Origin of the sequence: Amycolatopsis thermalba, from assembly GCF_023376025.1 — a bacterium.
In the GTDB taxonomy this organism is placed as follows: Bacteria; Actinomycetota; Actinomycetes; order Mycobacteriales; family Pseudonocardiaceae; genus Amycolatopsis_E; species Amycolatopsis_E thermalba.
The window spans coordinates 603,669-617,145 of record NZ_CP091196.1 but is presented as its reverse complement, the minus strand read 5'-3'; the positions used below and the strand labels follow the sequence as shown (position 1 = coordinate 617,145).

General features: G+C 71.1%; 11 protein-coding genes. 10 read left to right on the top strand and 1 reads right to left on the bottom strand.

Annotation, left to right across the window (positions count from 1 at the left end; translation table 11 throughout):
- The first annotated feature begins 29 nt into the window (after positions 1-29).
- The 9 genes from L1857_RS03085 (at position 30) to L1857_RS03045 (ending at position 10,490) form a co-directional block, all read left to right on the top strand.
- Positions 30-1,304: an ABC transporter substrate-binding protein gene (locus tag L1857_RS03085; RefSeq protein ID WP_116109763.1), complete on the top strand. Its 1,275-nt coding sequence runs from the start codon at positions 30-32 to the stop codon at positions 1,302-1,304.
- 355 nt (positions 1,305-1,659) lie between these two features.
- Positions 1,660-2,868, top strand: a complete 1,209-nt coding sequence (pdhA, locus tag L1857_RS03080; protein WP_116109762.1) for a pyruvate dehydrogenase (acetyl-transferring) E1 component subunit alpha — start codon at positions 1,660-1,662, stop codon at positions 2,866-2,868.
- Positions 2,868-3,896 (top strand): alpha-ketoacid dehydrogenase subunit beta, encoded by a 1,029-nt coding sequence (locus L1857_RS03075; protein WP_094003460.1) that lies wholly within the window; start codon positions 2,868-2,870, stop codon positions 3,894-3,896. The genes pdhA and L1857_RS03075 overlap by 1 nt, the downstream gene beginning before the upstream one ends.
- A gap of 6 nt (positions 3,897-3,902) precedes the next feature.
- Positions 3,903-5,231: a dihydrolipoamide acetyltransferase family protein gene (locus tag L1857_RS03070; RefSeq protein WP_116109761.1), complete on the top strand. Its 1,329-nt coding sequence runs from the start codon at positions 3,903-3,905 to the stop codon at positions 5,229-5,231.
- A gap of 115 nt (positions 5,232-5,346) precedes the next feature.
- On the top strand, positions 5,347-5,898 hold the full coding sequence (locus L1857_RS03065; protein ID WP_094003458.1) for a TetR/AcrR family transcriptional regulator: 552 nt from the start codon (positions 5,347-5,349) through the stop codon (positions 5,896-5,898).
- Complete coding sequence (locus tag L1857_RS03060; protein WP_249467356.1) at positions 5,898-7,850, top strand: ABC transporter ATP-binding protein; 1,953 nt, start codon at positions 5,898-5,900, stop codon at positions 7,848-7,850. The genes L1857_RS03065 and L1857_RS03060 overlap by 1 nt, the downstream gene beginning before the upstream one ends.
- 70 nt (positions 7,851-7,920) lie before the next feature.
- On the top strand, positions 7,921-8,364 hold the full coding sequence (locus L1857_RS03055; protein WP_116109759.1) for a hypothetical protein: 444 nt from the start codon (positions 7,921-7,923) through the stop codon (positions 8,362-8,364).
- A complete protein-coding gene (locus L1857_RS03050) occupies positions 8,361-8,882 on the top strand; it encodes a DUF3558 family protein (protein ID WP_429727724.1) in 522 nt (173 codons plus the stop codon). The genes L1857_RS03055 and L1857_RS03050 overlap by 4 nt, the downstream gene beginning before the upstream one ends.
- A gap of 96 nt (positions 8,883-8,978) precedes the next feature.
- On the top strand, positions 8,979-10,490 hold the full coding sequence (locus tag L1857_RS03045) for a hypothetical protein (protein ID WP_249464407.1): 1,512 nt from the start codon (positions 8,979-8,981) through the stop codon (positions 10,488-10,490).
- Here the strand turns inward: L1857_RS03045 and L1857_RS03040 are convergent.
- Positions 10,487-12,112 (bottom strand): hypothetical protein, encoded by a 1,626-nt coding sequence (locus L1857_RS03040; protein WP_249464404.1) that lies wholly within the window; start codon positions 12,110-12,112, stop codon positions 10,487-10,489. The genes L1857_RS03045 and L1857_RS03040 overlap by 4 nt on opposite strands.
- A 174-nt stretch (positions 12,113-12,286) precedes the next feature.
- Here L1857_RS03040 and L1857_RS03035 point away from each other — a divergent pair, with 174 nt between their 5' ends.
- Positions 12,287-13,477, top strand: coding sequence for a hypothetical protein (locus tag L1857_RS03035; protein ID WP_116109840.1), 1,191 nt, complete (start codon positions 12,287-12,289; stop codon positions 13,475-13,477).

Genomic DNA, 13,477 nt, shown 5'->3' with positions numbered 1-13,477 from the left:
TCAAACAGAACCCAGTCGAGGAGGCGTCCATGAAGAGAACGCGGATCGCGGCGGTGCTGGCCGCGGCGACACTCGTGCTCGCCGCGTGCGGTGGCGCGGGCGACGACGAAGGCGGTGGTGGCGGGCAGGCCGGCAACCCGGGTGCCACCACCGGGTTCGACGGCACCACGATCAAGCTCGGCGTGCTGTCCCCGCTGTCCGGGCCCGTCGCGGTCATCGGACAGCCGCTGACCTCGGGCAACAAGGTCTGGTTCGACGCGCTCAACGCCCGCGGCGGCGTCGCCGGCAAGTACAAGGTCGAGCTGGTCCAGGAGGACACCCAGTACCGGCCGGAAGTCGCGGTGCAGCAGTACAACAAGGTCAAGGGCGACGTCGTCGCGTTCACCCAGCTGCTGGGCACGCCGTCGACGCTGGCCGTGCTGCCGCAGCTGCGCGCGGACAAGATGCTCGCCGCGCCCGCGTCGCTGGACGCGCTGTGGGTGCGTGAGGAGAACCTGCTGCCGGTCGGCGGCCCGTACCAGGTGCAGTCGATCAACGCGATGGACCACTACCTCACCGAGGGTGGCGGCACCAAGGACTCGCGGATCTGCACGATGGTCCAGGACGACGTCTACGGCGAGGCGGGCCAGGCCGGCATCGACTTCGCCGCGAAGCACTACGGCTTCACCGTGGCGAACACGCAGCGCTTCAAGGCGGGCACGGAGAACTACGCCGGGCAGATCGGCGCGCTCGCCGGAGCCGGCTGCCAGATGGTGTTCCTGACCGCGACCCCGACGGACGCGGCCAAGATCTGGGGCACCGCGGCGCAGGCCCGGTTCGCGCCCAGGTGGTACGGGCAGTCGCCGAGTTACACCTCGGCGTTCGCCAAGTCCGCGATCGCGCCGTACCTGCAGCAGTACGTCACGATCGTCGCCGAGGGCACCGAGTGGGGCGACAACTCCGTGCCGGGCATGACCGAGATGGTCAACCGGAAGAACCAGTTCGCGCCGCAGCAGGAGCCGGACTACTACTTCGCGTTCGGCTACAACCAGGCCCGCGCGATGACGGCGGTGCTGGAGAAGGCCGTCGAGCTGGGCGACCTGTCCCGCGACGGCATCCTGAAGGCGTCCAGCGAGCTGGGCACGGTGTCGTTCGACGGGCTCGCCGGCGACTACGAGTACGGCCCGGCCGACACCCGCAACCCGCCGCGGTCGAGCACGCTGTTCAAGGTCGACCCGGCGAAGCCGTTCGGGCTGGCCACCCTCAAGTACAACTTCAGTTCACAGGCGGCACAGCAGTACCAGTTCACGAAGGCCAACCTCTAACCGGGTGGCGTGACGCAGGTCACTGGATCGGCCTATGCGGGTCACCTCCGGAGCGTTCCGCGCGACGGAGGTGGCCCGTCTGTCACTTCCGAGCAGGTGAGCGTGCTGCCGCACGGCAGACTGTCGGTGGGCCGTCCTTCGGGCGTCCGAGCGTTTCCCCAGCTCAGAGCCCGCTTCCACCGCAACAAATCAGGCGCGGACCTGCACTCCCGGGGCTGGTTCGTGTCAGGATGTTCCCCGTAAGCCGTCACGGCCGACGGCTGCCGCGCTTCGGACCCGAATCGTCGGTGGCCGGCGGCCAGCCATCAGCGGCCGCCACAAGCGGCCTCGTGGCAGGACACCGAGGAGAACGCGCATGCCGTCCCCCGAACAGTGGACGCACCCGGAGCCCGGCGAAGGACCGGCCGCACAGGCCGCCCAACCATCGCGGGAGCAGGTGATCGCCGGTTTGCGAAACACGGACGCGGGTGGCGCTGAGGTGACTCAGCTGCTCACCCCCGAAGGCGAGCGAATCGCTTCGCCGCAGTTCGACCGCTACATCTCCGACGTCGACCCGGAAGCGCTGCGCGGGCTCTACCGCGACATGGTGCTGGTCCGCCGGGCCGACCGGGAAGCCAACGCCATGCAGCGCCAGGGCCAGCTCGGCATCTGGGTCCCGCTGCTGGGCCAGGAGGCCGCGCAGGTCGGCTCCGGCCGCGCGCTCAAGCCGCAGGACATGGCCTTCCCGAGCTACCGGGAACACGGCGTGGCCTACACCCGCGGTGTCGACTTCAAGGAACTGCTGGGCATCTTCCGGTGCACCGACCACGGTGGCTGGGACTTCCAGGCCCACGGCTTCCACCCGTACACCATCGTGATCGGCAACCAGGTCCTCAACGCCGCCGGCTACGCGATGGGCCAGAAGTTCGAGGGCAAGGTCGGTGACGACGACGGCGAAGCGACCATCGTCTACTTCGGTGACGGCGCCACCTCGCAGGGCGACGTGCACGAGGGCTTCGTGTGGGCCGCGGTGTACGACGCGCCGCTGGTGTTCTTCTGCCAGAACAACCAGTGGGCGATCTCCGAGCCGACCGAGCGCCAGTCCCGGCTCCCGCTGTACCAGCGCGCCCGCGGCTACGGCTTCCCCGGCATCCGCGTCGACGGCAACGACGTGCTGGCCTGCCTCGCGGTGACCCGCTGGGCGCTCGAGGAGTGCCGCCACGGCAACGGCCCGGTGCTGATCGAGGCGTTCACCTACCGGATGGACGCGCACACCACCACCGACGATCCGACCCGCTACCGGCTCTCCGAGGAGCTGGAGGTGTGGAAGCACAAGGACCCGATCGAGCGCGTGCGGGTGCACCTGGCGCGCAACGGGTTCGCCGACCAGGAGTGGTTCGACCAGATCCAGTCCGAGGCCGACGCCTTCGCCGCGGACCTGCGCGAGTTCTGCTTCAACATGCCGGAACCGCCGCCGGAACGCGTGTTCGCGAACGTCTACGCCGAACCGTCGCCGGTGCTCGACGCCCAGCGCGACGAGTACCTGTCCTACCTGGCCGGTTTCGTGGAAGCGGGTGAGCGCTGATGGCCGCCCCCGTCAAGTCCCCTGTGGACGGTGCGGTGCCCGCCGTGCAGAAGCTGACCATCGGCAAGGCCCTCAACCTGGGCCTGCGCGCCGCGATGGAGGCCGACGACAAGGTCATCATCCTCGGTGAGGACGTCGGCAAGCTCGGCGGCGTCTTCCGCATCACCGACGGGCTGCAGAAGGACTTCGGCGAGCAGCGCGTGCTGGACACGCCGCTGGCCGAGTCCGGCATCATCGGCACCGCGGTCGGCCTGGCCGTGCGCGGGTTCCGGCCGGTGTGCGAGATCCAGTTCGAGGGGTTCATCTTCCCCGGGTTCGACCAGATCTCCTCGCAGCTGGCCAAGCTGCACTACCGGACCCAGGGCAAGATCAAGGTGCCGGTGGTCGTGCGCGTGCCCTTCGGCGGCGGGATCGGTGCCGTTGAGCACCACTCCGAATCGCCGGAGTCGCTGTTCGCGCACATCCCCGGGCTGAAGGTCGTGTCGTGCTCCAACCCGACCGACGCGTACTGGATGATCCAGCAGGCCATCGCGTGCGACGACCCGGTGCTGTTCTTCGAGCCGAAGCGGCTCTACCACAACGGGCAGCTGAAGTCCGAAGTGGACACGACGACGCCGGGCGGGCCGCTGTTCGCCTCGCGGGTCGTGCGCGAGGGCACCGACTGCACGCTGGTCGCCTACGGGCCGTCGGTCAAGGTGTGCCTGGACGCCGCTGCCGCGGCGGCCGAGGAAGGGCGGTCGCTGGAGGTCATCGACCTGCGCACGATCTCGCCGCTCGACCTCGCGCCGGTGTTCGAGTCGGTGCGCCGCACCGGACGGCTGGTCGCGGTCACCGAGGCGTCCTCGGAGTCGTCGATCACCTCGGAGATCGCCGCGCGCGTGCAGCAGGAGTGCTTCTACTCGCTGGAAGCGCCGGTGCTGCGGGCCACCGGGTTCGACACGCCGTACCCGCCGTCCAAGCTGGAGGAGCACTTCCTGCCGGACCTGGACCGCGTGCTGCACACCGTCGACCGCGCGATGGGCTGGTGAGGCGGGGTGCCCGAGTACAAGCAGTTCCTGCTCGCCGACACCGCCGAAGGCCTGACCGAAGCCGAGATCCTGAACTGGCGCGTCCAGCCGGGTGACGAGGTCCAGGTCAACCAGATCGTCGTCGAGGTGGAGACCGCGAAGGCCGCCGTCGAGCTGCCGATCCCGTGGGCCGGTGTGGTCACCGAGGTGCTGGCCGAGGCCGGGGACACCGTCGAGGTCGGGGCACCGCTGCTGACTGTCGACGTGGATCCCGGTGGATCGTCGGCGGCTCCGGCCCAGGCGGTGAACGGGTCGTCCGCGCCCGCTCCGGCCGCCCCGGCGGAGGAGGAGATGAAGCCGCTGGTCGGCTACGGCTCGAAGGCGACCGAGGCCCGGCGACGGCCGCGCAAGGCCGCCGCTCCGGTTCCGGCTCGTTCGGCCCCGGCTCAACCGGCTTCTGCTCCGGCTCAGGCTCCGGCCGCGCCCGCGGCGGCTCGCGGCGGGTACGTGCCGCTGGCGAAGCCGCCGGTGCGCAAGCTCGCCAAGGACCTCGGTGTCGACTTGTCGACGATCACCGGGTCCGCCGAGGGCGGGATCATCACGCGTGAGGACGTGGAGCGGGCGGCGCGCCCGGCCGCTCCCGCGCCAACGGCCGGTGAGCGCGAGCGGCGGGTGCCGATCCGGGGCGTCCGCAAGGCGACCGCGGCGGCGATGGTCGAGAGCGCCTTCACCGCGCCGCACGTCACGGAGTTCCTGACGATCGACGTGACGCCGATGATGGAGCTGCGTGAGCGGCTGAAGAAGCACCCGGACTTCGCCGGGGTGAAGCTCACGCCGCTGGCCTTCGCGGCCAAGGCCGTGTGCATGGCGGCGAAGCGGACGCCGGACGTGAACGCGTCGTGGGACGAGGCGGCCGGCGAGATCGTCTACAAGGACTACGTGCACCTGGGCATCGCCGCGGCGACGCCCCGCGGGCTCGTGGTGCCGAAGATCCGGGACGCGGACGCGATGTCGCTGCCGGAGCTGGCGCGGGCGCTGGACGAGCTGACCACGACCGCGCGCGAGGGCAAGACCCCGCCCGCGGACATGGTGAACGGCACGATCACGATCACCAACGTCGGCGTGTTCGGCGTCGACACCGGCACGCCGATCATCAACCCGGGCGAGGCCGCGATCCTGGCCTTCGGCGCGATCAAGGACGCGCCGTGGGTGGTGGACGGGCAGCTCGCGGTGCGGAAGGTGCTGCAGCTGGCGCTGAGCTTCGACCACCGGCTGGTCGACGGGCAGCAGGGCTCGAAGTTCCTGGCCGACGTCGGCGCGCTGCTGGCCGATCCGGCCATGGCGATCACGTACTGAGGGTCGGGGCCGCGTCGTTCGGGCGCGGCCCCGCTCTTTGACCGCTTGACGGAGTGAGCGCTCACTCCGCACACTGGTCGTCATGACCGAAGCTCCCAGACGCCGCGCGCCCGGCATGAGCGCGGAAGACCGTCGCCGCATGATCGTGCGGGCCGTGCTGCCGCTGGTCGTCGAACACGGCGCCGCCGTGACGACCGCGCAGATCGCGCGGGCCGCCGGGATCGGGGAGGGCACGATCTTCCGCGCCTTCACCGACAAGGACGAGCTGATCGACGCGTGTGTCGCCGAGGCGCTCAACCCGGACGGCGTGCTCCAGGCGATCGCCGAGATCCCGCTCGACCAGCCGCTGCCGGACCGGCTCACCGAAGCCGCCGAGGCGCTGTCGGCCCACCTGGAACGGATGGGCGCGCTGATGTCGGCGTTGCACTCCTCCGGCCACCTCAAGCGCGGTGGGCACCGGAAGGGCTCGCGAATGGAGTCCTTCACCGCGATGCGCGAGGCCGTCGCGGAACTGTTCACGCCCGAGGACCGGTTGCGCCTGCCCGCTGAGAAGCTGGCGGCGGTCTTCCTGTCGCTGCTGTTCTCGCGCCGCCGCGACGAGCAACAGGCCGTGCTGACCACGGCGGAGCTGATCGACGTGTTCCTGCACGGGGCGGTGAGCGCGTGATGCACGGGGGCGGGCCGTCGATCGGCCTGCGGCGGCAGATGCGGCGGGCCAGCAGCACGGTCGCGGAGAGCGGCCTGACCGGGCCGGTCGACATCCCGGACCCGGTGCGGGACGAGCCGACGGACCTGCGGTCCCGGCTGGCGCGGTTCCGGCAGTCGGCGAGCGGCACCGTGCGCGGGCTGCCGCGGGTGGTCCGGCTGGCCTGGCAGGCCAGCCCGGTGATCACCATCCTGATCGGACTGTCCACACTGATCAGCGGATTGCTGCCGACGACCACCGCGTACGTGGCGAAGCTGCTGCTGGACGCGGTGGTGGCGGCGGTGCAGGGCCACGGCTCGACGACCCGGATCGTCGAGCTGGCGGTGCTGGAGTTCGGTGTGTTCACCGCGACGGCGATCAGCACCGCGCTGACGAACGCGGCGCAGCAGCTGCTGCAGGAGCGGATGACACTGAGCATCCGGCACCGCGTGATGGACCACGCGAGCAAGCTGGACCTGCAGTTCTTCGAGGACTCGGAGTCCTACGACCAGCTGCGGCAGGCGTCGCAGGAGGCGCCGCAGCGTCCGGTGGCGATGCTGACCTCGGCGCTGGGGCTGGTGCGGACGTCGATCACGTTCGCGAGCATGGTGGTGCTGCTGGTGTCGGTGAGCCCGCTGCTGGCGGTCGTCGCGCTGGCCGCGCCGGTGCCGGCGTTCATCTCGCAGTCGAAGTACGGGTCGCGGGCGTTCCTGCTGGCGCTGTGGATGTCCCCGATCCGGCGGCGGATGGACTACCTGAACTCGCTGGTCACGACCGACACCTACGCCAAGGAGACCAAGCTGTTCGGGCTCGGGCCGTACCTGGTGGACCGGTTCCGGCGGCTGGGGCAGAACTACTACGCGCGCGAGCGGCGGCTGACCACGCGGCGGAACCTGGTGGGGACGGCGTGGAGCCTGCTGTCCACTTTGGCCGGTTCGGGGATCGCGTTGTACATCGCGCTGGAGGCGGTGGCCGGGCGGTTGTCGATCGGGGACCTGGCGCTGTACACGGCGGCCGCGGCGGCGGTGCAGACGTCGGTGCAGGGGTTGTTCAGCGGGTTCTCCGGGATGTACGAGAACAACCTGTACCTGGACACGCTGTACCAGTTCCTGGGGACCGCGCCGCGGATCACGGCGCCGGCGGTGGCGCGGCCGGTGCCGGAGCCGGTGCGGGGGCACGTGTCGTTCGAGAACGTGTCGTTCAGCTACCCGGGGGCGGCGGAGAAGGCGCTGGACGGGGTGTCGTTCGAGATCCGGCCGGGTGAGACGGTGGCCGTGGTGGGGCGGAACGGGGCCGGGAAGTCGACGTTGATCAAGCTGCTGTGCCGGCTCTACGACCCGACGGAGGGCCGGATCCTGCTGGACGGGGTGGACCTGCGGGAGTTCGACCCGGACGAGTTGCGGGCGCGGATCTCGGCGGTGTTCCAGGACTACGTGACGTACCAGGGGACGGCGGCGGAGAACATCGGGCTGGGGCAGCTGAGCGGCTTGGCCGACCGGCCGCGGATCGAGGAGGCGGCGGAGCGCGCGGGGGTCGCCGGGCGGATTTCCCGGCTGCCGAGGGGTTTCGACAGCCCGCTGGGCCGGTGGTTCGACCAGGGGGTTTCGTTGTCCGGCGGCGAGTGGCAGAAGATCGCGCTGGCGCGGGCCTTCATGCGGGACGCGCCGCTGCTGATCCTGGACGAGCCGACGTCCGCGCTGGACGCCGCGGCGGAGCACGACCTGTTCACGAGGCTACGAGCACTGTCCGAAGGCCGGACGACGCTGTACATCTCGCACCGCTTCTCGACGGTGCGGCAGGCGGAGAAGATCCTGCTGCTCGACCGGGGCCGCCTGGCGGAGGAAGGAACGCACGATGAGCTGATGTCACAGGGCGGGGACTACGCGGCACTGTTCACCCTGCAGGCGGCGGCATACCTGGAGGAGGCGGCGTAGCACTCCGCACCGACTCGGTGACAGCGGGGCGAGCCGGACGCTATCGTGCTGCTCGAGCGAGGGAGGGCTCATGACCGACAACCCGACCGACGTGGCAACCCAGGTAGCAAACGTCTTCGGCGGCGAGCAGCAACTGACCACGATGGCCACCGACGCGAAGCGCATGCTGGCGGACGCGCAGGCGGGCAGGTGGGCGGTGGACGAGGAGACGGGCAGCCACCTGCGCCGCGCGGTGACGCAGATGCAGACCCGGTTGGGCGAGGTCGGCCAACGCGTGCATCTGCTGCAACGTGCCCCCAAGTTCGGCAACGACGAGTACGCACAGCGAGCCGCCGCACATTTCCTCAGTGCGATGGACTCTGACGATCAGTCACTGGTCCAGGTGTTCAACGCGGCGCGGGACACCCTGGAAACGCTTCGTCAAGCCATCGAAACCGCGATCAGCAAGTACGACGCCTCGGACGAGTCGGCTACCAAGGCGCTCAACACCCTCAGGAACCAGGAATCTCGGTGAACCGTCGATCTGCCCGGACCATCGCGGCCGTCGCTTGCACACTGGCGGCAGGAACCGCCTGCACCAGCACTGTCTCCGGCAGCGCGTTGCCCGCGCCCGGTCCGGCTCCCAGCTCGAGCTCGGGAAATTCGGGCGTGTTCGCCGGGCTCAACGCCTGCCAGCTCCTCGACCAGCTCAACGCCGGTCAAGGCTTCAACCCCGGCGAGAACAAGAGCCCCCGGAACCAATGCACAGCCTCGAAACCGGAATTCATCACCTACAGCCTCGCGCTCGATTCCACTCAAGGGCTCAGCGGATTCGCCGCGGACAACACCGGCGCGCGGGAAATTTCGATCAACGGCCGAGACGCCTTGCAAGCCGACATCCCCACCGGCGGTTGTGCGATTGCGGTCGGGGTCGGGGAGCACGCCCTCGCCCTGGTATTGGCGACCATGGCGCGGGCCAGTGAAGACGCTCAGGGCTGTCCGAACGCGCAGGCCTTCGCCGAGAGGGTTGAGCCTCTGCTGCCGAAGGGCTAGGCGGGCGGATCGGACACATCCGCCACCGCCGGGGGCTTGATCGCGCTATCTTCTCGGTGACGTCCACCGCGCGCAAGTTGACCGAGGAGCCCCGGGATGAGTTGGCAGGATGAGCTGCGCCGTTTGGACGCTGAGCTCGCCAACGGGACCATCACCCAGCACCAGCATCGCAAGATGCGCGACGAGCTGCTCGCCGCCGCGTCCGGGAACGTGGCTCCGGCGTCGGTGGCCTCGCCGCGGGGGCGGGTTGATGGGGCGCCCCAGTGGCAGAGTGCGAATCCGGCCGCTCCGGGGTTCACGCCGCAGCCGGGGCAGGCTCCGTGGCCGCCGCACGATCCGCACGGTGTGGTGCCGCCGCACTGGGGGCAGGGGCACCCGCCGCAGGGGCAGCAGGGGCAGATCACGCAGCCCGTAGGCGTGGACGGGCAGCCGCAGAACGGGCAGCCGCAGGGTGGACACAGCCCCGCTGACACCGGGCATGGCCAGGTTCCACCCGGTCCGGCCCAGGGTGGCCAGCCGCAGGCTGGGCAGAGTCCGGCTGATGCCGGGCTGGGCCAGGTACCGGCTGGCCAGGTGCAGCAGCCGGGTGCGGTCCAGGGCCAGCAGCCACAGCCGGGCCAGCCGGAGCAGCGGCAGCAGCCGCAGCCCGGTCAGTCGCAGCAGGGCCAGCAGCCGCAGCCAGGTCAGCCGCAGCCGGGTGAGGAGCCGGGTCAGCAGCCGCAGCTTGGTGCTCTTGCCACCGAAGAGGGGCCCACCCAGAGCATCTCGGCTCAGCTGCTCGCCACCGACAAGCCCACCAGCGCCCCCAGCCCGGCCGACGAGCGGGCCACCGACTCCATGCGCTTCCCCTCCATCGAGGACGCGCCCACCGTCATCACGAACCCCGTGCCGCCGCCCGCGCGGGCCCTGCCCAGCATGGCTCCGCCGCCTCCGCTGCACGCGCCCCGCCAGCAGCCCATGCCCTTCGACCCGGCGCCGCGGCTCCAGGCGCCTCCCAAGCGCAAGCCGACCTGGCTGTTCATCACCCTCGGCGTCGTCGTGGTCATCGCCATGGTCGCGGCCGGCGTGTGGTTCCTGCGCGACCAGAACACCACCGCCACGACCGCCGGGCCGACCACCTCCGCCGCCAGCTCACCGGAGGCCGTCGAGGCTCGGTTGCCGACCCTGCCGGGCACCCCGAGCTCCAACAACGGCACCCTGACCGTCGACCAGGGCATCGACCTCAAGCTGTACTCCCGCGAGGAAGGCCAGCTCTTCAAGGACAACGGCGCCGGCCAGGTCATCTTCCGCGGCTCCGCCCAGGGCCCGCAGGGCTACCTCGTCCTGGTCGTCCCCGCCGGCTCGCCCGCCGCAGCCGCCACCATCACCCGCGGCCTCTACGAGCACTCCCTCAGCGCCGGCCTGCAGACCGTCCCCTCCGGCTCGACCGACGCCAAGGCCGTCACCGGCAGCAACTCGGCCGGGCAGATGAGCGGCACGTGGTACACCTCGGGCAGCTACGCCGTCGCGATCTGGGTCTCCCAGGGCCTCGACGGCGACCCGGCCGCCCTGGCCGAACGCCTCGCCCAGACCAAGACCTCCCTGGCCACGGCCCTCCCGCCGAACTAGGGCACCTGGCCCGGCCGCAGCACGTCACCGCAGCGGCCGGTCACCGCCGCCGCGCGCTCGGTCTCCACCCGCGGCACGGTCACCCGCGCGTACGCGCGCAGGTTCACCAGGTCGTCCCCGTCGAGGGCGTCCAGCCGCACCCAGTCGCCGTTCTTGCCCGTCCGGTCCAGCACCACCGCCGCGTAGTCGACGGCCAGGCGCGCGTCCGACGTCAGCCCCGTCACGTCGCTCCACGGCACGTGCGTGTGGATGAACGTCGGCTTGACCTCGTCGAACAGGTGATCCCGCAGCCCCGCGAAATCGCCCGTCGACACCAGGTCGGCGATGCGCGCGTCGGCCAGCCCGACCGAATCCACCACCCGCAACCGGCTGGTCAGCGCGGTCCCGCCGATGTCCGGCAGCAGCACCGACCCCGCCCGCAGGCCGATCGTGTCCGCGTACCCGTTGAACAGCCGCCCGTACCGCTCCGCGATCTGGCACAGCGGCACCACCGGCCCGTTCGCGAACCCGCGACCCGAATCGGCCAGCGCGGGCGCGCTCGGCACCGCCGCCGCCACCAGCACGACCGCCAGCACCGTCCGCCACCGCACCGACAGCGCCCGCATCACCTCGACCGCCGACAGCGCCGCGACCAGCGCCGCCATCGTCCACAAGGGAGTCGCGAACCGGAACTCGCCGCCCGGCTCCGGGTTGAGCACGCAGTACGCGGCCAGCGCCAGCACCAGCGGCACCAGCCACGCCACGAGCGGCCGCCGCAGCGCCGGGACCAGCCAAAACGCCAGCGCCACGGTCGCCAGCCCGGCCAGCACCACGGGCCAGCCGAGGTACTCCACCGGCTCCACCACACGCCCGGCGTCCGACCACGACGGCGGCTGCTGGTTCTTCGCCACCGCCGTGTTCGGCACCCACCGCCCGAACTCCGCGTGCCGCCACAGCAAGTAGCCGCCGTACGGGACGGCGAACGCCAGCACCGAGATGAGAACCGGCACCAGCCGCTGCGCGAAGACCAGCGCCACCACCGGGTACACCACTACGAAGATCGCGCCGTCCGGCCTGGTCAGCGCCGCCAGCACGGCCAGCAGCCCGGCGCACAACCCGATCCGCACGTCGGGCACCCGCCCCTCCGCCACCGCCCGGAACAGCAGCGCCGCGAGCCACGCCACCGCCAGCGCGTACAGCGGGTTCTCCAGCCCGGACAGCGACCAGATCACGAACGACGGGATCGCGGCCAGCAACCCGCCGGCGAACAACGTCACCAGCCACGCCCATCGCGTGACGCGTTTCACCGCGAAGTGGCACGCCGCGAGCACGCCCGCGCAACACGCCAATCCGAGCGCCTTCGGGAACAGCACGTAGTCGGGCACCCCGAAGATCGCGCCCGTGTCGAACAGGCGCAACACCTTGCCCAGCATCAACAGGACGAGCCAGGCCGGGTTGGAAAACCCCTCGACCGGCTCCGCGCCGGGCTGGAGCACCGGCCCCGCGCCGTCGACCAGGTCACGCGCGTACGCGAACGTGATCGCCGCGTCGTCGTTGATCCAGTTCCCGTACGACCACCCGTGCAGCCCGATGAGCGCGGTACCCCCGGCGACCGCGGCCACGGCAGGCCAGCGTGCCGCCATTTCGCCCCCTCCTCGATCCACAGCCTCCCCGGACAAGGTCACGAAACGACCCTCACCGGCGATGAGCAGGGTAGGCGTGCACAATGTGCGTCGTCACCGTAGCGCTATCCGGCGGACGCGTTCCGCCTCGTCCAGAGCAGATTAGGGGGCTACCGGGTGTCCTGGCAGGAGGAGTTGCGCAAGCTGGACGAAGAGCTTGCCTCGGGACGTCTCTCCGCGGACGACTACCGCGTCCGCCGCGACCAGGTGCTCTCGTCCGCGGTGTCCTACAGCGAAAGCACGCCGCAACCGCCGCAGCCCCCGCAGCCGACGCCCCCGCAGCCGACGCCCCAGCAGGACAACTCCGCCGACTCGACGCAGGTGATCGCGCCGATCAGCCCGCCGCAGGGCACGCCACAGCCGCCCCAGCAGCAGAACTTCTCCGCCGAGCCGACGCAGGCCGTCTCGCCGAACTGGCAGGCCCGGCCGCCGGCCGACCCGGAGCGCACCCAGTACGTGGCCAACCCGCCCGCGCCGCAGTCGCCGCCCGCGGGCTTCCCCGCCTCCCCGCCGGGGGGTTTCCCGCACTCCGGTCCGCAGCCGGTGCAGCAGCCGTGGAACGCGCCCGAGTCCGACGTGAGCCCGCCGTGGGGCGGCTCCGACTTCCCGCCGATCAGCCCGGTCGCGCAGGGCCCGGAGGCGTTCGACGACAAGCCGTCCAAGGGCAAGGGCAAGGCCGTCTGGATCTCGGTCGCGGTCGTCGTGGTGCTGGTCGCCGCGGGTCTGACGATCTTCCTGACCACCTCCGGCGGTGACGACGACCAGGCCGGCCCGACGACCACGCAGGCGCCGCCCACGTCGAGCGTCGCGAGCAACTCGCCCAACCAGGCGCTGCTGGACAAGATCCCGCCGACCGAGGGCACCGCCGACGGCCAGAGCGGTCTGCTGCCGGTCACCAGGCTGGTCGACCTGGGCATCATGGACTCCGGTGAGGCGGCGCTGCTGAGCGGCCGCTCGGTGGAGGAGGTCGCCTGGCGCGGTTCGCAGCGCCAGCCGGACGCCAGCGGCCCCGGCAACGAGAAGATCTCGGTGACGGTCATCCCGCTGGACAGCTCGGCCACCGCGACCGCGCTCGCCGGCCAGCTGCGCCAGTACTACGTCCGCAACGGCCTGGTGCTGATCAACGACCAGCTGCCGAACATCCCGCCGCAGGTGGTGTTCCACAAGCTGGTCGCCTCGCCGATCGTGTACCGGGGCACCTGGGTGTCGGGCAACAACCTGATCCGCGTCAACGTGACCCAGGGCGACCTGGCCGACGAGGCCGCCCTGTCGGGCGCCTACCAGCGGACCGTCCGCTCGATGCTGCTGCCCTATCCGGCGGGTTGA